Origin of the sequence: Bradyrhizobium sp. CB2312, assembly GCF_029714425.1 — a bacterium.
Lineage (GTDB): Bacteria > Pseudomonadota > Alphaproteobacteria > Rhizobiales > Xanthobacteraceae > Bradyrhizobium.
The window spans coordinates 3,651,234-3,672,129 of the sequence record NZ_CP121668.1 but is presented as its reverse complement, the minus strand read 5'-3'; the positions used below and the strand labels follow the sequence as shown (position 1 = coordinate 3,672,129).

The window sequence follows — 20,896 nt, the reverse complement described above, 5'->3', positions numbered from 1 at the left end:
CCGGCTCGGCCGTACTAGGATCGCACCGACGAACGGACGAAGAGCGCCACTGAATGCGCCATCACCGGGAGGGATTTGTTTGGTGGCTACCAGTCTCGAAGTGCGCGGCGTGTCCTTGCGATTCGGCGGCGTTCGCGCGCTGACCGATGTCAGCTTCGCCATCAGGGAGGGCGAGCTGTTCTCGATCATCGGCCCCAACGGCGCCGGCAAGACCTCGATCGTGAACTGTATTTCCGGTCGCTACAAGCCGACCGAGGGCCAGCTGTTCTACCAGGGCCGCGACATCACCGGCCTGACGCCGAATGCGCGTCCGACCCTCGGCATCGGCCGCACCTTCCAGAATCTGGCGTTGTTCCACCACATGAGCGTGCTCGACAACATCATGGTCGGGCGCCATCACCTCCTGAAGAACAATTTCCTTACGGGCTCGCTGTACTGGCTCACCGGCGCGCGCAAGGAGGAGCTCGAGCACCGCCGCAAGGTGGAGGAAATCATCGATTTCCTCGACCTCCAGTCGGTGCGCAAGGCGACCGCCGGCACCCTGCCCTACGGCCTGCGCAAGCGCGTGGAACTCGCCCGCGCCATGGCGCTGGAGCCGCGCCTCATCCTCCTCGACGAGCCGATGGCCGGCATGAACTTCGAGGAGAAGGAGGACATGGCCCGCTACATCGTCGATCTCAACGAGGAGTTCGGGATGACGGTCGTGATGATCGAGCACGACATGGGCGTGGTGATGGACATCTCCCATCGCGTCATGGTGCTGGATTTCGGCCGCAAAATCGCCGAGGGCGATCCGGCGACCGTGCTCGCCGATCCCCACGTCAAGCGCGCCTACCTTGGTGAAGAAGACGAGGTGCTGGTCGATCCCGACGATGCCCCGCCCGCACAGGAGAGCGCGGCATGATGGATTACGCAGGGCGCGTCGCGCAGGCCAACACCTATCCAAAAATGCTCCGGCTCAACGCGAAGGAGCATGGCAACGAGATCGCGCTGCGCGAGAAGGATCTCGGCCTCTGGCGCCTGTTCACCTGGAACGACTACCAGACGCGGGTGCGCGATTTCGCTCTCGGCCTAGTCGAGCTCGGTCTCGTCCGCGGTGACGTCATCGGCATCATCGGCGACAACCGGCCGGACTGGGTCGCGGTGGAAGTCGCGACGCACGCGATCGGCGGATTGAGCCTCGGTCTCTACCGCGATGTGCTGGATGAAGAGGCTTCCTATCTTCTCAACTATGGCGAAGCGCAGCTCGTCTTCGCCGAGGACGAGGAGCAGGTCGACAAGCTGCTTACGCTGGCCGACCGCGTGCCAAAACTCAGGCACATCATCTATTCCGACCCGCGCGGGATGCGGAAATACGACGACCCGCGCCTGATGTCGGCGGAACAATTCGCCGAGCTCGGCCGCGCGCGGGCCGCACGGGAGCCGGAGCTCTACGACAAGCTCGTCGATGCCACGAGGGGCGAGGACGTCGCGATCCTCTGCACCACATCGGGCACCACCTCGCATCCCAAGCTCGCGATGCTCGCCGCCGGGCGCGTGCTCGGCCATTGCGCGACCTATCTCGCCTTCGATCCGAAGGGCCCGGACGACGAATACGTCTCGGTGCTGCCGCTGCCCTGGATCATGGAGCAGGTCTACGTGCTCGGCAAAGGCCTGCTCTGCCGGATGAAGATCAACTTCGTCGAAGAGCCGGACACGATGATGAACGATCTGCGCGAGATCGCGCCGACCTTCGTGCTCTTTGCCCCACGGGTCTGGGAGTCGATCGCCGCCGACGTCCGCGCCAAGGTGATGGACGCGACGCCCTTCAAGCAGCGCCTGTTCGACATCGGCATGAAGTCGGGTCTTGCCGCGCTCGAACAGGGCAAGCGCTCGAGCTTTGCCGACGCGATCCTGTTCCGTGCGCTCCGTGACCGGCTCGGCTTCACCCGCCTGCGCTCGGCCGCGACCGGCGGCGCCGCGCTCGGCCCTGATACGTTCAAGTTTTTCCAGGCGATGGGCGTGCCGCTGCGCACGCTCTACGGCCAGACCGAGCTATTGGGCGCCTATACGCTACACCCCGAGGGCAAGGTCGATCCCGACACGACCGGGGTGCCGATGGCCGACAGCGTCGAGATCCGCATCGACAATGCCGACGTCCACGGCGTTGGCGAGATCGTGGTGCGGCATCCCAACATGTTCCTCGGCTATTACAAGAACCCCGAGGCGAGCGTCGCGGACATCAAGGATGGCTGGATGTTGTCGGGCGACGCCGGTTATTTCAACGCCAACCGCCAGCTCGTCGTCATCGACCGCATCAAGGATCTCGCCGAGACCTCGCGCGGCGAACGCTTCTCGCCGCAGTTCATCGAGAACAAGCTGAAGTTCTCGCCATACATCGCCGAAGCCGTGGTGCTGGGCGCCGGCCGCGACGCGCTCGCCGCGATGATCTGCATCCGCTACTCTATCATCTCGAAATGGGCGGAGAAGAACCGCCTCTCCTTCACCACCTACAGCGACCTCGCTTCGCGGCCCGAGGTCTATGCGCTGCTCCAGAAGGAGGTCGAGACCGTCAACGCCACGCTGCCGCCGGCCCAGCGCATCTCGCGCTTCCTCTTGCTCTACAAGGAGCTCGATGCCGACGACGGCGAGCTCACCCGCACCAGGAAGGTGCGCCGCGGCGTCATCAACGAGAAATACGAAGGCATCATCGACGCCATTTACCGCGGCGATGCCGACATCCCCGTCGACACCGTGATCCGCTTCCAGGACGGCACCACGCAGAGGGTGCGCACCACGTTGCGCGTCGTCGATCTCGGCGGACACGGGCATATGGCGGAGGCTGCGGAGTGATACAATTGGTCGTCATGCGCGGGCTTGACCCGCGCATCCATCCTCTTCCGAATAATCTTCCTTCCGCATCGATGGATTGCCGGGTCAAGCCCGGCAATGACGAGCTGGGTCAACCGACATGAACACCGCCTTCCTCATCCAGCTCCTGGTCAACGGCCTCGTGGTCGGCACGCTCTATGGCGTAGTCGCGATGTCGTTCGTGCTGATCTACAAGGCGACGCAGGTCGTCAACTTCGCGCAAGGTGAATTGCTGCTGGTCGGCGCCTGGGTCTGCTGGGCGCTGCTCGCCAAATACCAGGTGCCGTTCTGGATCGGCATGCCGATCACGCTGGTGTTCATGTTCGTGTTCGGTATCGCGATCCAGGTGTTGATCCTGCGGCCGATGATCGGCGAGCCGATCATCTCCGTGATCATGGTGACGATCGGTCTCTCCACCGTGCTCCAGGCGACGCTGAAATGGATGTTCGGCGTCAACCCGCAACCGTTCCCGCGTGTGTTCGAGAGCCAGTCGGTCAGCCTGTTCGGCCTCCAGATCCAGACCGTCTATGTCATGAGCCTCGTGGTCTCGGTCGCCATGATGATCGGCATGGCCTGGTTCTTCCGTGCCTCGAAATACGGCCTTGCGATGCGCGCCACCGCGTTCAACCAGCAGGTCGCGCAGTCGCTCGGCATTTCCGTCAAGAGCGTGTTCGCGATGGCCTGGGCGATCTCGGCGACGGTCTCGGCCGTCGCCGGCGTCGTCGTCGCCGTCGTCAACGGCGTGTCCTCGGGCCTCGCCGCCTACGGCATCAAGGTATTCCCGGCGGCGATCCTCGGCGGGCTCGATTCAGTCGGCGGCGCCGTACTCGGCGGCATCATCATCGGGCTGCTCGAGAACGTCGCCCAATATGTCGACAGCCAATATCTGCACTGGGGCAATCTCTACGAGATCGCGCCGTTCTACGTCCTCATCATCGTGCTGATGATCAAGCCCTACGGGCTGTTCGGCACCCACGACATCGAGCGGATCTGACTCATGGCCGGCCCTGCCCTCATTCCCGCTGGTGATTTCCGCACCTCCTATGCGGCCGACACCACAATTTTTCCGACCAACACCAGCCGCAACTTTGCGATCGCAGGCGTGCTGCTGCTCTGCCTCGTGCCGCAATTCCTTGGCGGATACTGGCTCAGCATCCTGATCCAGATCGGTATCTTCTCGATCGCGGCACTCGGGCTGAACATCCTGGTCGGCTTCACGGGCCAGATCTCGATCGGGCACGCCGCCTTCTTCCTGCTCGGCGCCTTCACCTCGGCCTACATCTCCAACAACGCGCCGATTCCGGTGTTCTTCGCGATCCCGCTCGCAGGGGTAGTCACCGCGCTGGTCGGGCTGATCTTCGGTATCCCCGCGGCGCGGCTGAAGGGCCTTTACCTCGTCATCGCGACGCTGGCCGCGCAATACATCCTGCTCGACTTCTTCTCCCGCGCCGAATGGTTCTCCGGCGGCTCGGTGCCGGCCAGCGCCGAGCCGTTCTCGATCTTCGGCTACACGCTACGCGGCGATAAGCAGTATTTCTACGTCGTGCTGGCCTACGTGCTGGCGAGCTACATCCTCGTCACCAATCTGATGCGAACGCGCGACGGCCGCGCGCTGGTGGCGATCCGCGACCATTATCTCTCCGCCGAGATCATGGGCATCAACCTCACCAAGTACCGCACGCTGTCGTTCGGCCTCGCCGCCTTCTTCGCCGGCATCGCCGGCGCGCTCTACGCGCATTACCAGCTCGTGGTGTCGCAGGAGGGTTTTGGCATCGAGCGCTCGATCCTGTTCCTGGCCATGATCATCATCGGCGGCACCGGCTCGATCATGGGCACGCTGATGGGCACCGCCTTCGTGGTGCTGCTGCCGGAGACGATGGAGTTCATCAGCCTCTATCTGAAGGGCGGCGCGATCGACAAGGCGCTCTCGCTCAACAACAACATCACTTTCCTGCGCGAGATTGCGATCGGGGTGATCATCATCGCATTCCTGATGTTCGAACCCGACGGGCTTGCGCATCGCTGGCGGCAGATCAAGGCGTATTGGAAACTCTACCCGTTCTCGCACTGAGCACGGAAACTGACGAACCAACGAATAAAACAGGAGGAGGCAACCAATGAAGACAAAATCCTTTTTGAGCACCGCGTCGCTCGCGATCGCGATTGCCGCATTCTCGGCGGGCGCGCAAGCGCAGATCGCGATCGGCCACCTCGCCGATTATTCCGGCGGCACCTCCGACGTCGGTACGCCCTACGGCCAGGCCGTCGCCGACACCTTCGCCTGGGTCAATAAGAATGGCGGCGTCAATGGCAAGCAGCTCAATGTCGATACCAACGACTATGGCTACCAGGTGCCGCGCGCGATCGCGCTGTACAAGAAATGGTCGGCGCCGGACAGCAAGGTCGCCGCGATCATGGGCTGGGGCACGGCCGATACCGAGGCGCTGACCGGCTTCCTTGCGCAGGACAAGATCCCCGATCTTTCCGGTTCCTATGCCGCCGCTCTCACCGATCCCGAAGGAGTCAGCGGCAAGGCCAAGCCCGCGCCGTACAATTTCTTCTACGGCCCGAGCTATTCGGACTCGCTGCGCGCGATGCTGATATGGGCCGCCGAGGACTGGAAGGCCAAAGGCAAGTCCGGCAAGCCGAAATTCGTGCACATGGGTGCCAACCATCCCTATCCGAACGCGCCGAAGGCCGCCGGCGAAGCCATGGCGCAGGAGCTCGGCTTCGAGGTGCTGCCGCCGCTGGTGTTCGCGCTCTCGCCGGGTGACTACAGCGCGCAGTGCCTGAGCCTGAAATCCTCGGGCGCCAACTACGCCTATCTCGGCAACACCGCGGCCTCCAACATCTCGGTGATGAAGGCCTGCAAGACCGCCGGCGTCGACATCCAGTTCCTCGGCAATGTCTGGGGCATGGACGAGAACGCCGCCAAGACCGCAGGCGACGCCGCCAATGGCGTGATCTTCCCGTTGCGCACCGCGGTGAGCTGGGGCGGCGATGCGCCCGGCATGAAGACGGTGATGGAGATCTCCAAGATGTCGGACCCCACCGGCAAGGTCTATCGCCCGGTGCATTACATCGCGGCGGTCTGCTCGGCGCTGTACATGAAGGAGTCGCTCGACTGGGCCGCCAAGAACGGCGGCGCCACAGGCGAGAACGTCGCCAAGGGCTTCTACCAGAAGAAGGATTGGGTGCCGGCCGGCATGGAGGGCGTCTGCAATCCCTCGACCTGGACCGACAAGGACCATCGCGGCACGCTGAAGGTCGACCTCTACCGCACCAAGGTGTCGGGCGCGACCGACGGCGACCTCAACGACCTCATGGCCAAGGGCACGATCAAGCTCGAGAAGGTCAAGACCGTCGAGCTGCCGCGCAAGCCGGAGCTGCTGGGCTGGTGAGCCTGGCGCTCACCCAACGACAACTGTCATCCCCCGCCTTGTGCGCATTGCGCACTGGAGCGGGGGATCCAGTACGCCGCGGTCTCTCGGGGAACGTCAGGCGTCTCTGGAATACTGGGTCACCCGCCTTCGCGGGTGACGACGGCGGAGAATGAAGACGCATGTCCCAAACCATTGAAGCAACCCGTCCCACTCCCATCGCCGTGGCACCCGCCGCACTCCTTGCCGTGCGCAACATCGAGGTCGTCTATGACGACGTGATCCTGGTGCTCCGCGGCCTCAGCCTCGACGTCCCCAAGGGCGCGATCGTGGCGCTGCTGGGCGCCAATGGCGCCGGCAAGTCGACGACGCTGAAGGCGATCTCGGGGCTGCTCAAGACCGAGGACGGCGAGGTTACGCGCGGCGAGATCCTGTTCGAGGACGAGCGCATCAACGGCATCGATCCCGACAAGATCGTCCGCCGCGGCATCTTCCAGGTGATGGAGGGCCGGCGCATCGTCGCCGACATGACGTCGCTGGAAAACCTCAGGCTCGGCGCCTTCACCCGCCGGGACCGCGAGGTCGATGCCGACCTCGACATGGTCTTCAACTATTTCCCGCGCCTGAAGGAGCGCACTGGCCTTGCCGGCTATCTCTCCGGCGGCGAGCAGCAGATGCTCGCGATCGGCCGCGCGCTGATGGCGCGCCCGAAGATGATCCTGATGGACGAGCCGTCGATGGGCCTGTCGCCACTGCTGGTGAAAGAGGTGTTCTCCATCATCCAGAAGATCAACCGCGACCTCGGAGTCACCATCCTGCTGGTCGAGCAGAACGCGCGCGCCGCGCTGTCGGTGGCGAGCCATGGCTACATCATGGAGCAGGGCAAGGTCGTGCTCGACGGCACCGCCGACGAGCTGCGCGACAACGAGGACGTCAAGGAGTTCTACCTCGGCGGCGCCGGCGACCAGCGCAAGAGTTTCAAGAACCTCAAGAGCTTCAAGCGGCGCAAGCGGTGGCTCTAACCTTCCAAAACCTGCTCAGCTTCCGTGACTGCGCAGAGAACATGATAGAACGACGACGCAGGAATGGTGTCGACCAGCGATTTGCCGTCGCGATCGAACTGGTCGTACCAGCCGCCCTTGACGGGATGGCTGAGATAATGCCGTTCGAGCAGCACCAGCGCCGCGCGCGCTTCGTCCGCCGCGCCCGCCTCGCCGGACTCGGCCTGCGCGATCCACGCCTTCGCCATCTCGGTCTGCGGCCACAGCCGGCGCGTCGCGCGGCGGATGTTGCCGCTCGCATCACCCTCGTCAGTGAGGCAACCGGTCGCCTCGTCGCGATAGCGCAGCGCGGTCGCGAGCAGCTCGGCGCGGCGCTGGCCGGTCGGGCAGCCCGTGATGCGTTCAAATCCCTTCAAGAGCCAGACCCATTCGGCCTGATGGCCGGCCTCGACGCTGACCGGCTCGATCTTCGACCAGTCCTCCTCGAAATACTCCGTCAGGATGTGCTTCTGCTTGTCGTAGAGATTGGCGAGGAACAGCGCGAAGAAGTCGCCGGCGCGGTTCTGGAACGACAGATCGTGGGTCGCGTCGAAACACGCGATCATCGCCTCGAACAGGTGCATGTGCGGATTCTGCCGCCGCGGCAGCGAGACCGGCAGGCTTTCGTGGACGCCGCCATGCGGCGAGCGCAGGTGGCCGTCGAGGAAAGCGAGCAGCGCGTCGATCTCGGCGCGCACCTGGACGTCCTGGTCGAGCGCGTAGACGGCCGCGAGCGCAAACAGGATGAAGGCGTGGTCATAGGCATCGCGCCGGGCATCCAGCACCGCGCCCTCCGGCGTCAGCCGGTGCACATAGCCGGGCTTGCCGTCGGGCGCCTTCGCCTTGGCCAGCAGATGCTCCAGCCCCTTCAGCGCGATGGCGCGACCTTGCGGATACCAGCCCATCTGCGCCGCCTTGGCGTAGCACCAGATCTGACGCGCCTGCACGAACACGCGCCGCGGCGCGGCGGCGTCCGCCGTGCCGTCGCGGTGCAGCCGGTCGATGAAGCCGCCTGCGGCATCATCCCAGCCGATCGTCGACCACAGCGGCAGCGCGTCCTCGATCATGCGGCGCTTCAGGCGCGGGACGACGTCCGCCGCAATCATTCCTTCGTCCGCCATCACGTCCTCTTCAAGCCGAGCCAATGGCCGTCTGATACCCATGCCGGCGGCGGCGCGCAACGGATGCCAACCCGGAAAGACCCACCATGACCGCCCATTACGACGCCCGCGAGACGCGCGAACCGGCCGCGCGCGAGACCGAGCTGTTCTCCCGCCTGCCGGAGGTGCTGCGCAGCGCGATGGCAGCGCCCGCCTATGCCGCGCGGCTGAAGGGCATCGATCCCACCGCCGTGACCTCCCGGGCGGCGCTGGCGGGCTTGCCGGTGCTACGCAAGTCGGAGCTGCCGGCCCTGCACAAGGCCTCCCGGCCCTTTGGCGGCTTCGTCACGGCGGCCCCGGGATCGTTCGCCCGCCTCTTCACCTCGCCCGGCCCGATCTTCGAGCCGGAGGGGCGGCAGGCCGATCCCTGGCGCGGCGCGAGGGCGCTGTTTGCGGCCGGATTCCGCCCCGATGACGTCGTGCTCAACACCTTCAGCTATCACCTCACCCCAGGCGGCTTCATCTTCGACGCCTCGGCGCGCGCGCTCGGCTGTGCGGTGATCCCCGCCGGCCCCGGCAATACCGAGCAGCAATTCGAGCTGATCGAGGCCTATCGCCCGGTCGGCTACAGCGGCACACCGGACTTTCTGAAGATATTGCTCGACGCAGCGGCAAACGCGGGCCGCGACGTCTCCTCGATCAAGCGCGCGCTGGTCTCGGGCGCGGCCTTCCCGCCCTCGCTCCAGGCCGAGATCAGGGCGCGCGGCATCGACGCCTACCAGGCCTTCGGAACCGCCGATCTCGGCCTCATCGCCTTCGAGACCGAAGCGCGCGAGGGTATGGTCGTCAACGAGGACCTGATCATGGAGATCGTCAAGCCCGGCACCGGAGATCCCGTGGCTCCGGGCGATGTCGGCGAGATCGTCGTCACCTCGCTCGACTCGCACCATCCCTGGATCCGGCTTGCGCTCGGCGACCTCACTGCAGTGCTGCCGGGCGCCAGCCCCTGCGGTCGCACCAACATGCGGATCAAGGGCTGGATGGGCCGCGCCGACCAGACCACCAAGGTCAAGGGCATGTTCGTCCGGCCCGAACAGGTCGCCGAGATCGGCAAGCGCCATTCCGCGCTCGGCCGCCTGCGCCTCGTCGTCACGCGCCAGGACGAGACCGACGCGATGACGCTGAAAGTGGAAACGGCCACCGCGAGCGATGTGTTACGCGAGGAGATCGCCACCACCTTGCGCGCGGTGACGAAACTCGGCGGCACCGTCGAGCTGGTCAACCCGGGCGCGCTGCCGAACGACGGCAAGATGATCGCGGACGAGCGGTAACCGCTCAATGGCGTGGCGCGTCCAAAAACTGCTGAGATTGCGCGGCCGATCCGACGACGCCGACAAGGGCTGTCATTCCATCCGCTAGCATCGAGCGGGCGTGCCATTCTGCGGGCGTTCCGGCGCTCGAGATTGCAGCGGAAGGCTCCTCGCGACGCAGCTCGCGGCCGGCTTCGCCTCCTTGACAAACCGCTTGAAGAGCTGTGAGGGAAGATCACAACGATCAGGGGCGGCAGATGGCAGCGACAATGGTGCGCCCGGCGGTCTTTTTCGACCGCGATGGCGTGCTCAATCACGATCACGGCTACGTCTTCGAGACGAGCAAGTTCGAGTGGAGAGACGGCGCCCGTGAAGCGGTCAAGCTCGTCAACGACGCGGGCTATTTTGCCTTTGTCGTCACCAACCAGTCGGGTGTGGCCCGCGGGTTCTTCGAGGAGAGCGACGTCCAGGCTCTCCACCGCTGGATCTCGCAGGAGCTGGCGATGATTGGCGCGCATATCGACGCGTTCGAATATTGCCCCGACCATCCCGAAGCCATCATCGAGCGTTATCGGCGCGTAAGCGACCGTCGCAAGCCCGCGCCGGGCATGATCACCGACCTCCTCAAGCGCTTCCCGGTGGCAGCCGACAGAAGCATCCTGATCGGGGACAAGCCAAGCGACCTGGAAGCGGCCGAGGCTGCGGGCATTCAGGGCCTCTTGTTCCAGGACGGAAACCTCGAAGCCTTCGTGCGGCAAGCGCTCTCCATGCGCTGAACCTGCGCTCTTCAACCCAAGTGAGCCTGCCAACCTGGCTCATCGCGGCGACGGAGATCGAGCAGCCTGCGACGTGAGGCGGCTCGCTTCGCGAGAAGCCCAGCCACAAGGGACGGACTGCGACCTAAAGCATGATCCGGAAAAGTGCGAAGCGGTTTTCCGGAAAAATCATGCGTAAATAACAACCTAAAGCGCGATGACGATTCATCCAAATCTCATCGCGCTTTAGCGCGGCTTCGACAGCCGGTAGGGCCCGAGATACAGCACGTCCAGACCGGAGCAAAAATAGGTATGCAGAGCCTCCAGCGGTGCGTTCACCGTCGGCTGCTCGTTGATGTTGAGGCTGGTGTTGATCAGGACCGGTAGCGAGGTCGCCTTCGCGAACTCACCGATCAGGCGGCTGTAGAGCGGATTGCTGTCCGCATGGACGCTCTGAATGCGTGCGGTGTTGTCGACGTGGACCACCGCCGGCATGGTCTCGGCGACCTTCTCGTTGACCGGAAACGTCACCACCATGAAGGGCGCGTCGAACGTGTCCTCGAAATATTCGGCTTGGCGCTCGTACAGCACCGAGGGGCAGAACGGACGGAACTCCTCGCGATATTTGATCGTGAGGTTGATGCGGTCCTTCATGCCCGCGTGGCGCGGATCGGCCAGGATCGAGCGGTTGCCGAGCGCCCGCGGACCGTATTCCATCCGCCCCTGGAACCAGCCCACCGTCTTCTGCTCCGTCAGGTCGCTGACGCAGCGCGCCACGGGATCGTCGAGCAGCTCGAACTTCGCGCCGATCTTGTCCAGGGTCTCCCGGATCGTGTCGTTGGAATATTCCGGTCCCCAGTAGGCGTGGGTCAGCGGTGCGATCGCATGGCCGGCCTCCGCGCACTTCATCATCGCGGCACCCAGCGCCACGCCTGCATCGTGCGGCACCGGCGGGACGTAGAGACGCTTCACCGACGGCTCGGCCGCGATCTCCATGTTCATCTTGCAGTTCAACCCGACGCCGCCGGCGATGCAGACGTCGCCGCAGCCGGTCTCGGCGATCGCGGAGCGGATCACCTCGGTGGTGACGATCTCGAGTTGCTTCTGGCCGCTCGCGGCGATGTTGGTCAGCCGCTGGTCGAGAGGCGCGCCGCGCAGCCGCCGCGGGCCCAATATCTCCTCCATCTTCTCGGTGAAGATGCGCTCCTGCCGCGTCGAGAAATCGCTGGTGAAGATGTCGGCGTCGCGCCTGCGCTTGTCGAGCTCGGGATCGAGCTCGTAATTGATACCGGCCGGGCGCAGCAGCTTGGCGAACTTGTCGAGATATTCGGGGCTGCCATACGACGACAGGCCCATGACCTTGTACTCGTCATTGGTCATCTGATAGCCGAGATACTGCGTCAGCATCCCGTAATAGAGTCCGAGACTGTTGTGGCGGCCGAACCGCGTCAGCACGCGAAAATCGTTGCCGCGCGCATGGGCGACGAGACCGGAGCTGGAATCGCCGGAGAAGTCGAAACAGGCAACGGTCGCCTCGGAGAAACCGGACCCGTAGAACGAGCTCGCGGCGTGACAGAGGTGATGGTCGTAGAGCTCGATCTTCGGGCTGTGCCCGAACTGGTACTTGAAATATTCGGTGAGGCGCTGCGTGTAGTTCGTATAGGTCTTCAGCGGCGAGCAGATCCAGTCGACGTCGCGCATGGTGATGCCGGCCTGCTTCAGGCAGTACCCGATGGCGCCGCGCGGCAGCTCGCCGCGCGCATGTTTGGCCAGCGTAAAACGCTCCTCTTCGGCGGCCGCAATCAGTTCGCCATCGTGCAACAACACGGCCGCACCGTCATGATGCCCGTGTTTAATACCTGAGCTGATCCCGATCACATACATCTATGCTATCCCTTGGAGGGCCTCTATAGAAACTAAGATTAATGCAATCAAGAGCGCAGCGTGATGCGCCGGGCTTGGCACAGTCTCGTGACGTCGAATTGAAGCTGGATGCGGCCGCCGTCTCCTAATTGCAATGCGTCCTCGACGAATGCCATGATGTAAGCCATGTGCGCCCCTCCACAGCTTATCGCGTGTCTCACCAACGGCGATCGTGCGGGCGGCGTCGGCTTGTCTTGATCGTTCGGGGCACGACGCAGGTCCGATCTTTCCGACTTGTTCACGTGTCCTGATTCGGATACGAGGTTGAGCTTTACGCTAGGCAGACGAGGAAAACGACATCAGGCAGCAACCATGCGACATATTCGACTTCTTGCGCCGATTTACCTCCATGTGGCTGCACTCTGCCTCACGCTGTTTATAGCCTCACAGCTCTACCCCGCGTATCACATGGCCTTTCGGAGGGACGGCCTGCCTTTCGCGCTGGCCGCCGTGGCGGCATTCCTCCCGGTCGCCGCTGTCTTTGCGATTTCCGAATTCAGCTTCGGCTATCTCATCGGGTTCTATTTCTACTCGATGATAGCGGGCTATCTTTGGTTGAACTGTTTTTCCGAATTCCAATACGACCATCGGCTGGCAGGCGTCTCGGCGTACGCTTCTGCGGTTGCCTTTATCTTGCCTGCGGTACTTCTGAAAGCTCCCCTCAGGCAGCTCTGGACGCCCTCTCGGGTTGGGTTCGACCGCCTTCTCGATGCGGTCCTGTTAGGCGCTGGAGCGACGCTACTCGCCGGCGCAGCGTACCATTTTGATGTTGGCCAATTGCTCAAGCTGATCAGGCTTGACGGCGACATCTACATCTCGCGCGACACGCTCAAGTTCCCGAAGCTCCTCGACTATCTTCTTGCAATTACCGCGAGCGCACTGCTGCCTTTCGCATTCGCCTGTTTTGTGGAACGCCGCATGATCAAGCGGGCTGCAACGACATTGGGACTTCTGCTTCTCATTTATCCGGTTACCCTTAGCAAGTTCGCCCTGTTCAGTGCCGCCTGGATCAGCCTGATCGCGTTGGCGGCCCGGCTCATAGAAGCACGATTGCTCGTAGTCGTTTCTCTCCTGGCTCCCACAGTGATTGGCATATTGATGATTATCCTGTGGAAATTCGGGATATTGCAGACTTCAGAGGCGCACCCTTATTTCGCGTTGATCAATCTCCGCACGATGACATTTCCCTCGCTGGCCATGGACTACTATAATGAATTCTTCTCTAAGAATGACCTCACACTGTTCTGCCAAATAAGCGTTCTGAAAGCCCTTGCCACCTGCCCATATCGCGAGCCGCTGGGCATTGTCATCTACAAGGCGTTCGGAATTGGCGGGTATTTCAATGCCTCACTATTCGCTACCGAGGGAATTGCGTCAGTGGGTAATTGGTGGGCGCCGACGACGGCCTTCGCTGGCGGACTTGTGGTCGCGCTTGGAAACCGCGTGTCCGCGGGACTGCCGCCGCGCTTTGTCCTGATGTCCGCAGCTTTGTTACCGCAGATTTTTCTCAATGTACCCCTCACGGTGATCCTGTTGACCCATGGATTTCTCGTTTTGCTCGTGCTTTGGTATATTACCCCCCGCGTAGCACTGAAGCGGGACTGAACGCTCCGAATTGACCCCGGCCTGAGCCAAGAGTGCGATGCTGATCGTTTTCCGAGCCGATGCCGATCCGGCCACTGGCGGCGGCCACGTCATGCGATGCCTGACGCTGGCAACCGAAATGCAACAGCGTGGCGCGGATGTTCTCTTCGTGTGTTGTTCGGGAACCTGCGATACCGTGCCCGCCCTCGCTCACAGCGGCATCCGCTGCCTCGAGGCTGATCAGTACGGCTGGAATATGGAGCTCGTGGACGGCGAGCTTGCGCGGACGCGGATCGACCTAATCGTCATCGACTCCTATCGGCTCGGCGAAGCGTTCGAGCGCTCGCTACGCCGACATGGATCTCCGATCCTCGTGATCGACGATGCGCCCGTGCGCCCACATGATTGCGACCTTCTCGTAGACACGACGCTGGGCCGGAGCGCCGACGACTACGCCGGATTGATCCCGCAGCACTGCCGCGTGCTCGCCGGCTCGTCCTATGCGCTGCTGCGCAGTGCGTTCGGTGAGCTGCGCGCCGTTTCGCTTGCGCGACGATGTACGGCATTTGAGCCGAGATCGATATTCGTCTCGCTTGGGCTCACCGATGTCGGAGGCCAGACGGCGGCCATCGCCCGGTCTCTGGTAACCGCGGGGACGTTTTCGCGCATCATCGTGGTGATCGGCCCGACCGCATCATCTTTCGATGAGATCGTCGCCCTTCGGGAAGAAACAACGCGGATTCAAGTCCATGTCGATCCTCCCGAGATTGCCACGTTGATGGCAAATGCCGACATCGCGATCGGAACGCCTGGCACGTCGAGTTGGGAGCGGTGCTGCCTCGGTCTTCCGTCGATCCAGCTCGTTGTAGCTGAGAACCAGCGCGAGAATGCTCGCGCGCTCGAGCAGACGGGTGCAGCCCGGATCGTTCCACTCGCTGGCGACGTCCCTGATGCGATTGCGCGCATCCTGGCTGAGCTCACCCGACAGCCCGACGAACTCGCCCGGATGTCGCGGCGGGCGGCCAAAGTTTGCGACGGCGCTGGCGCGCAACGCGTCGGCGAGGCCATCGATGCGCTCGTGCAGCAGGAACGAACCGGCCAGCTAACGCTGCGCCGTGCTACTGCCGATGACGCACGGCGGCTCTGGCTCTGGCGCAACGATCCCGACGCCCGCACAATGTCCGGCGATAGCCGGCCCCTGCCTTGGGATACCCACACGAAATGGTTCAACAACCGCATCGTGGATGCAAACACCCTGATTTTCATCCTCCAGGTCGATGGAAGACCTTGCGGCAACGTGCGATTTCACATCGAATTGACGGGGACGGCCGTGGTCAGTATTGCAATGGCTCGTAACGTCCGCGGACGGGGTTACGGTGGCACTGCCCTCGCCTTGGCCTGCCAGGAGGCATTTGGCCAGGGGTTCTGCGAGCGCGTCGAGGCACGAGTGAAGCGGGAAAATCTAGCCTCTCAGAGAATCTTCCTGAAGGCCGGCTTCATGCTTACCGGCCAAGAGGCTGAGTTCCTGGTTTATCGGCTTTCTTTGCACGCCGCGGCCGAAGGAAATAACTGAAGCACGGGAACAGCGGATGACACGCGAAATTTCGCTCGGCCGGCAGCCTCTGGCGCAGATGCTGCAATGTGTTGCGAGAGGCCAACGATGAGCCTGGACGCGGAACTCGAAATCGCCGGCCGCAAGATCGGTCGCAATCACCCCCCTTATATCATCGCTGAATTGTCGGCCAATCATGGCGGACGCCTTGCGAAAGCCTTGGAGTTGATCGAGGCGGCAGCGGCGACCGGAGCCGATGCCATCAAGATTCAGACCTACACGCCGGACACTATGACGATTCCGCACGACGGTCCGGACTTCCAAATCAAAGGTGGACTGTGGGACGGCTATCAACTGCATCAGCTCTACAAGGAAGCCTACACGCCGTTCGAATGGCATGCAGAGATGTTCGCGAAGGCGCGCGAGGTCGGCATCACGATCTTTTCGACGCCCTTCGACGAAACCGCAGTCGACCTGCTCGCCGGTCTCGAGACCCCGGCCTATAAAATAGCCTCTTTCGAGGTGACTGATCTGCCGCTGATCAAATATGTCGCTAAGCGCGGCAAGCCCATGATCATCTCGACTGGCATGGCGAATCTGGGCGAGATCCAGGAAGCGCTCGAAACAGCGCGCAGCCATGGCGCTGGCGGCATCGCCCTGCTGCACTGTACCAGCGCCTATCCTGCGCCAATCGAGGAAGCCAACGTTCGCACGGTGGGGCACCTTGGAGATGCGTTCGGCGTGGTATCAGGCCTTTCGGATCATGCGCCTGGCTCCGCCGCGTGTGTCGCCGCCACTGTGCTGGGGGGCGCCATCATAGAAAAGCACTTCACGATCTCTCGTGCCGAGGGAGGGCCCGACGCAGCTTTTTCGCTGGAACCGAATGAATTCAGGAAGTTGGTCTCTGACTGCAAGTCGGCATGGTCCGCTCTTGGCAGGGTCGACTACAGCTTGGCCCCGAGCGAAGCCGCCAATACTCGCTTCCGGCGCTCGATTTACGCGGTCAAGTCGATCAAGGCGGGCCAACCGTTCACGCCGGAGAATGTGCGCGTGATCAGACCCGGTTTTGGTCTGCCACCGAAGCACCTGCCCGACATCATTGGACGTACGGCCGCGCGCGACATCGCCTATGGTGAGGCGTTGACGTGGTCAGCGATCACCTGATCAACGACCTGAACCGCCTTGGCACTCGAGGCCATCGATCGCCCTGAGCCCTCGCAAGCTGGAACGTCCAGAGGCGGCCAGCAACTCTCTTCAACCACTCTCCCTTGCAATATTGGCCTGAACTGACTACTACCGATCGATTTTTCAACGATCCACGATCGGAACCATGCTCGACAACAAGGCCATTCTCATCACCGGGGGTACCGGCTCCTTCGGCACGGAGCTCGTCAAGACTCTATTGCGGGATCATAACCTCGGCAAGATCATCGTCTACTCGCGCGACGAGTACAAGCAGGCCATCATGGCGCAGGCGTTGCCCGATGACCGGCTGCGCTTCTTCATCGGCGACGTCCGCGATCTCAACCGCTTGAACATGGCCATGCGCGAAGTTGACCTCGTGGTCCACGCGGCGGCCATGAAGCACGTTCCGATCGCGGAGTACAATCCCATGGAGTGCGTCAAGACTAACGTCGTCGGCGCCGAAAACGTCGTCCAGGCTGCAATCGCGAACCGCGTTCCCAAGGTCGTGGCGCTGTCGACGGACAAGGCCTGCAACCCGGTCAATCTGTATGGCGCCACCAAGCTCGCCTCGGACAAGATATTCGTCGCCTCCAACAATTTGTCCGGCAACACTGGGACCAAATTTGCCGTCGTTCGCTACGGAAATGTGGTCGGATCCCGTGGCTCGGTCGTTCCGTATTTCCGAGATCTCATTGCCAAGGGAAGTGACCATCTGCCGATTACCGATCCGCGCATGACGCGTTTCTGGATCACGCTCGACCAAGGCGTGGACTTCGTGCTCTCGAGCGCCAGGATGATGCAGGGCGGGGAATTGTTCGTTCCGAAGATCAAGTCGATGTCAATCGTCGATCTGGCCAAGGCAATGGCGCCGGACTGTCCGCACAAGATCGTGGGTATTCGGCCGGGCGAAAAGCTTCACGAGGTGATGATCACCGAAGACGATGCGCGCTTCACGATTGAATTGGAGGACCGCTACGTCGTGCAGCCGGCGCTCGCCTGGTGGAGCTACAAGGGGTACGGCGATATTGGCCGGCTAGTCCCCGAAGGCTTCCGTTACGCCAGCGACAACAATCCGGAATGGCTCAACGCCGCGGCGCTGAAGGCCATGCTCGAAAATCCCGCGAGCCTGCATGGCTAGCAGTTCAATTCCTTACGGCCGACAAATCATAGACGATGAGGATATCGCGTCGGTAGCCGAGACGTTGCGCTCGGCCTGGCTCACGACCGGCCCAAAAGTCGGCGATTTCGAGCGTGCATTCGCGGAGTTCTGCGGGGCGCGCGAAGGTGTTGCTGTCAACAGCGGAACCGCTGCGCTTCATGCCGCCGTGCGCGCCGTGAAAATCAGTTCCGGCGACGAGGTGATCGTTCCGGCGATCACGTTTGCGGCTTCATCAAATGCGGTGGTCTATGAGGGAGGCACTCCCGTCTTCGCTGATGTAGAACCGGAAACGCTACTGATTGACCCGACATCCGTCGACCAGAAAATAACTGCCCGCACCCGCGCCATCATCGCCGTCGACTACGGCGGACAGCCGGCCGACTACGACGCCCTGCGCGCACTTCTCGCCGGCCGCGGCATCAGGCTGATCGCCGACGCCTGCCATGCTCCGGGAGCAACCTACAAGGGCGGCAAGGTGGGGACGCTAGCCGACCTCTCGGCCTTCTCATTCCATCCTGTGAAGCACCTCACGACCTGCGAAGGGGGGATGGTGTTGACAGACGACCCCGAGATGGCTGCGCACATGCGCCGCTTCCGCAACCACGGGATCGATTCTGATCATAGGTCGAGGGAAAAGAGCGGCATATTTTCCTACGATATGGTCGAACTCGGTTTCAATTACCGACTGCCGGACGTGCAATGCGCGCTTGGAATCGCGCAGCTGAAGCATTTGCCGGTGTGGCTGGATCGACGTCGCGCTATCGCCGCCCGCTACGACGAGATGTTTGCGGAAATTCCCTTTGTGCGTCCACTCGCGAACCATCCAGGCCGATCTCATGCCTACCACCTGTATGTAATCCGCCTCGACCTTGCTCAGCTCAAGATCGATCGGCGTCGGGCGTTCGATCATCTCAGGGCAGCCGGGATCGGCGCGAACGTCCACTATGCCCCGGTCTATCATCACAGTTTTTACCGCGAACGCTTCGGATATCAGCCCGGGTTGTGTCCCCAAGCCGAGGCTGCCTATAGAGAAATCCTGACCCTACCGATGTTCCCGACGTTGTCGGACGCCGAGCAGCACTACGTCGTCAAGACCGTCGGCGAACTTAAGCACCTCCGCTAGGCAGAGGTGCCCGTGGGTTGCGCACGATCTGGAGCGCCCCACGGCCAACACCCTCCCCTCGGACCTGCCTGATGGAAGCAGCCTGGTGTGCCCTTGCCTCAAATGGAACATTCAGAGAACGCATGAGTCGGAAGGCCGTGCAACATCCATAGCGATCGACGGCCAAGTCGGCAATTTCCCCCTTACTAGTGCTTACCGGCAGGGTTGATCTTCATGCTTGCGCTGTGTAATCGGAATTGCAGAGCAAACGGGCCGATCACAAGACGTCCGACGATTAAGAACGAACTTCGCTCGTTCTGTATTCCCGAATCAGAACACCCTACAGGACGGGCTCCGCACTTTGGCCGAACCTGGAAGTGACCCTTGCGGCGAAGGCGAGTGTTCGAGATCGTTTCGTTTCGATGGGGGCGCTGAAGCGAGCCATGAGATCATTTTCCAAGGTGCACTCGGCGTGACGCTACCAACGATATTGGCGGTCATCCCCGCACGCGGCGGAAGCAAGCGAATTCCTCGCAAGAATATAACCCTCTTTCATGGCAAGCCGATGATGGCTTGGCCCATAGGCATGCTGAAGTCGTCCGGTCTCGTCGCGACTATTCTGGTTTCGACGGACAATGAGGAGGTCGCGGAGGTGGCCCGGAACATCGGCGCCGAGGTGCCGTTTATGCGTCCTGCCTCGCTGTCAGACGACTACACGGGCACTGCGGCCGTGACAAAGCACGCGGTCGACTGGTTCGTCAGCAACCGCTGTCGGCCCGATCTGATCCTTACCGTCTATCCAACCGCCGTGTTCGTTTCCGCCGATGACATCAAAAGCGCCGTGGATGCGATCGAGAGACTGAATTGCGAAATGGTCTTCTCGGCCGTTGAGTTTCCCTCGCGAATCCAGCGCGCTCTCTTCATGAACGACGACGGGCGCGTGCGAATGGCGCATCCCGAATATTATTCTGCGCGGTCGCAGGATCTGCCCACCGCATATCACGATGCCGGGCAATTCTACCTGTCCAAAACCGAGACCGCCCTTGCAGGCGCTTCGTACGACGTCGTTTCATCAGCCATCCTTCCGGTCCCGCGCGACACGGCCGTTGACATTGATACGCCCGAGGACCTTGAAATCGCGGAACGCATCTTTCAGTATCGCCTGAGGGGAACCCGATAGTCGACGATGCAGCAACGTGCCCGCGGGACCTAGCGCCCTCGCTTGGCCTCCGACCTGTGCGCCTACAAGCCGCCCCACCAACGTCTACCGTTGACTATTCCTCGACGGAGCCGTTGATCAAAACCGAAAGAGAATGAAACCATGCCGAAATCTGATCCTCACAGTGCTCAGGAAGCCTTCTGGGCTGGCGATTTCGGGAATGATTATATCGCGAGAAACATGAGCCCCGCGCTTCTTGCTTCTAACATCAAGTTCTTCAGCAAAGGCCTCGATGCTGCCCTCCCTCCCAAGAGCTGCATTGAGTTCGGCGCGAACATAGGAATGAACCTGAAGGCGATCCGTCACCTATATCCCGACTGCACCTTGAGGGGTGTGGAAATCAACGAAAAGGCCGCTGCACTGCTTGGCAACGAAATCGGCGTATCGAACGTCTTCTGCGGTTCGATCCTGGATTACGCTTGTGCCGAAGCTTCCGAGTTGGCGCTGATCAAGGGCGTACTTATTCACATCAATCCAGAACAGCTTCCCTTGGTGTACGACAAACTGTACGGCGCGACGTCTCGCTATCTCCTGGTCTGCGAGTATTACAATCCGAGCCCGGTTTCGATACCTTACCGCGGCCACCATGATCGACTTTTCAAGCGCGACTTCGCCGGGGAGATCATGGATAGGTTTTCTGATCTGCGTCTGGTCGACTACGGTTTCGCGTACCATCGTGACCCCGCTTTTCCCCAAGACGATATCAGTTGGTTCCTGATGAAGAAAGGCGCGTAAAC

Annotated in this window: 17 protein-coding genes; 15 read left to right on the top strand and 2 right to left on the bottom strand. The window is 62.2% G+C overall.

Going from position 1 to position 20,896, the window contains the following annotated elements; genetic code table 11:
• The first annotated feature begins 82 nt into the window (after positions 1 to 82).
• The 6 genes from QA642_RS17745 (at position 83) to QA642_RS17720 (ending at position 7,252) form a co-directional block, all read left to right on the top strand.
• A complete protein-coding gene (locus tag QA642_RS17745; RefSeq protein WP_283085776.1) occupies positions 83 to 904 on the top strand; it encodes an ABC transporter ATP-binding protein in 822 nt (273 codons plus the stop codon).
• Positions 901 to 2,832 (top strand): long-chain fatty acid--CoA ligase, encoded by a 1,932-nt coding sequence (locus QA642_RS17740; protein WP_283085775.1) that lies wholly within the window; start codon positions 901 to 903, stop codon positions 2,830 to 2,832. The genes QA642_RS17745 and QA642_RS17740 overlap by 4 nt, the downstream gene beginning before the upstream one ends.
• A gap of 118 nt (positions 2,833 to 2,950) precedes the next feature.
• Complete coding sequence (locus QA642_RS17735; protein ID WP_283085774.1) at positions 2,951 to 3,844, top strand: branched-chain amino acid ABC transporter permease; 894 nt, start codon at positions 2,951 to 2,953, stop codon at positions 3,842 to 3,844.
• A gap of 3 nt (positions 3,845 to 3,847) precedes the next feature.
• Positions 3,848 to 4,921 carry a branched-chain amino acid ABC transporter permease gene (locus tag QA642_RS17730; protein ID WP_283085773.1) on the top strand — a complete coding sequence of 358 codons (1,074 nt, stop codon included), beginning with the start codon at positions 3,848 to 3,850 and terminating at the stop codon, positions 4,919 to 4,921.
• A 46-nt stretch (positions 4,922 to 4,967) separates the two neighbouring features.
• Positions 4,968 to 6,251 (top strand): ABC transporter substrate-binding protein, encoded by a 1,284-nt coding sequence (locus QA642_RS17725; RefSeq protein WP_283085772.1) that lies wholly within the window; start codon positions 4,968 to 4,970, stop codon positions 6,249 to 6,251.
• Positions 6,252 to 6,412: 161 nt separating this feature from the next.
• Positions 6,413 to 7,252 carry an ABC transporter ATP-binding protein gene (locus QA642_RS17720; RefSeq protein WP_283085771.1) on the top strand — a complete coding sequence of 280 codons (840 nt, stop codon included), beginning with the start codon at positions 6,413 to 6,415 and terminating at the stop codon, positions 7,250 to 7,252.
• Here QA642_RS17720 and QA642_RS17715 read toward each other — a convergent pair.
• A complete protein-coding gene (locus tag QA642_RS17715; protein ID WP_283085770.1) occupies positions 7,249 to 8,391 on the bottom strand; it encodes an AGE family epimerase/isomerase in 1,143 nt (380 codons plus the stop codon). The two genes, QA642_RS17720 and QA642_RS17715, sit on opposite strands and share 4 nt — an antisense overlap.
• An 86-nt stretch (positions 8,392 to 8,477) precedes the next feature.
• On the opposite strand from QA642_RS17715, the gene QA642_RS17710 reads away from it, so the two are divergent.
• Entirely contained in the window at positions 8,478 to 9,701 is a 1,224-nt protein-coding gene (locus tag QA642_RS17710) for an AMP-binding protein (RefSeq protein ID WP_283085769.1), read from the top strand.
• A gap of 248 nt (positions 9,702 to 9,949) precedes the next feature.
• On the top strand, positions 9,950 to 10,456 hold the full coding sequence (locus QA642_RS17705) for an HAD family hydrolase (protein ID WP_283085768.1): 507 nt from the start codon (positions 9,950 to 9,952) through the stop codon (positions 10,454 to 10,456).
• Positions 10,457 to 10,681: 225 nt separating this feature from the next.
• Here the strand turns inward: QA642_RS17705 and QA642_RS17700 are convergent, their stop codons facing one another.
• The gene (locus QA642_RS17700; RefSeq protein ID WP_283085767.1) at positions 10,682 to 12,319 is read right to left on the bottom strand and encodes a carbamoyltransferase C-terminal domain-containing protein; all 1,638 of its coding nucleotides are present in this window, start codon (positions 12,317 to 12,319) and stop codon (positions 10,682 to 10,684) included.
• Between the two features lie 303 nt (positions 12,320 to 12,622).
• On the opposite strand from QA642_RS17700, the gene QA642_RS17695 reads away from it, so the two are divergent.
• The 7 genes from QA642_RS17695 (at position 12,623) to QA642_RS17665 (ending at position 20,894) form a co-directional block, all read left to right on the top strand.
• Entirely contained in the window at positions 12,623 to 13,963 is a 1,341-nt protein-coding gene (locus QA642_RS17695; protein WP_283085766.1) for a hypothetical protein, read from the top strand.
• A 37-nt stretch (positions 13,964 to 14,000) separates the two neighbouring features.
• Positions 14,001 to 15,515 (top strand): UDP-2,4-diacetamido-2,4,6-trideoxy-beta-L-altropyranose hydrolase, encoded by a 1,515-nt coding sequence (gene pseG, locus QA642_RS17690; protein ID WP_283085765.1) that lies wholly within the window; start codon positions 14,001 to 14,003, stop codon positions 15,513 to 15,515.
• A gap of 87 nt (positions 15,516 to 15,602) precedes the next feature.
• On the top strand, positions 15,603 to 16,658 hold the full coding sequence (gene pseI / locus QA642_RS17685; protein ID WP_283085764.1) for a pseudaminic acid synthase: 1,056 nt from the start codon (positions 15,603 to 15,605) through the stop codon (positions 16,656 to 16,658).
• Positions 16,659 to 16,824: 166 nt separating this feature from the next.
• Positions 16,825 to 17,817 (top strand): UDP-N-acetylglucosamine 4,6-dehydratase (inverting), encoded by a 993-nt coding sequence (gene pseB / locus QA642_RS17680; protein WP_283085763.1) that lies wholly within the window; start codon positions 16,825 to 16,827, stop codon positions 17,815 to 17,817.
• Positions 17,810 to 18,961: a UDP-4-amino-4,6-dideoxy-N-acetyl-beta-L-altrosamine transaminase gene (gene pseC, locus QA642_RS17675; RefSeq protein ID WP_283085762.1), complete on the top strand. Its 1,152-nt coding sequence runs from the start codon at positions 17,810 to 17,812 to the stop codon at positions 18,959 to 18,961. Before pseB ends, pseC begins: the two co-directional genes overlap by 8 nt.
• A 340-nt stretch (positions 18,962 to 19,301) precedes the next feature.
• The gene (pseF, locus tag QA642_RS17670) at positions 19,302 to 20,120 is read left to right on the top strand and encodes a pseudaminic acid cytidylyltransferase (protein ID WP_283085761.1); all 819 of its coding nucleotides are present in this window, start codon (positions 19,302 to 19,304) and stop codon (positions 20,118 to 20,120) included.
• Between the two features lie 141 nt (positions 20,121 to 20,261).
• Positions 20,262 to 20,894: a pseudaminic acid biosynthesis-associated methylase gene (locus QA642_RS17665; protein ID WP_283085760.1), complete on the top strand. Its 633-nt coding sequence runs from the start codon at positions 20,262 to 20,264 to the stop codon at positions 20,892 to 20,894.
• Positions 20,895 to 20,896 lie beyond the last annotated feature (2 nt).

Coding starts and splice junctions, on each gene's coding strand:
- QA642_RS17740 (WP_283085775.1), top strand. CDS start 901: ATGATGGATTACGCAGGGCGCGTCGCGCAGGCCAACACCTATCCAAAA.
- QA642_RS17735 (WP_283085774.1), top strand. CDS start 2,951: ATGAACACCGCCTTCCTCATCCAGCTCCTGGTCAACGGCCTCGTGGTC.
- QA642_RS17730 (WP_283085773.1), top strand. CDS start 3,848: ATGGCCGGCCCTGCCCTCATTCCCGCTGGTGATTTCCGCACCTCCTAT.
- QA642_RS17725 (WP_283085772.1), top strand. CDS start 4,968: ATGAAGACAAAATCCTTTTTGAGCACCGCGTCGCTCGCGATCGCGATT.
- QA642_RS17720 (WP_283085771.1), top strand. CDS start 6,413: ATGTCCCAAACCATTGAAGCAACCCGTCCCACTCCCATCGCCGTGGCA.
- QA642_RS17715 (WP_283085770.1), bottom strand. CDS start 8,391: ATGGCGGACGAAGGAATGATTGCGGCGGACGTCGTCCCGCGCCTGAAG.
- QA642_RS17710 (WP_283085769.1), top strand. CDS start 8,478: ATGACCGCCCATTACGACGCCCGCGAGACGCGCGAACCGGCCGCGCGC.
- QA642_RS17705 (WP_283085768.1), top strand. CDS start 9,950: ATGGTGCGCCCGGCGGTCTTTTTCGACCGCGATGGCGTGCTCAATCAC.
- QA642_RS17700 (WP_283085767.1), bottom strand. CDS start 12,319: ATGTATGTGATCGGGATCAGCTCAGGTATTAAACACGGGCATCATGAC.
- pseG (WP_283085765.1), top strand. CDS start 14,001: ATGCTGATCGTTTTCCGAGCCGATGCCGATCCGGCCACTGGCGGCGGC.
- pseI (WP_283085764.1), top strand. CDS start 15,603: ATGAGCCTGGACGCGGAACTCGAAATCGCCGGCCGCAAGATCGGTCGC.
- pseB (WP_283085763.1), top strand. CDS start 16,825: ATGCTCGACAACAAGGCCATTCTCATCACCGGGGGTACCGGCTCCTTC.
- pseC (WP_283085762.1), top strand. CDS start 17,810: ATGGCTAGCAGTTCAATTCCTTACGGCCGACAAATCATAGACGATGAG.
- QA642_RS17665 (WP_283085760.1), top strand. CDS start 20,262: ATGCCGAAATCTGATCCTCACAGTGCTCAGGAAGCCTTCTGGGCTGGC.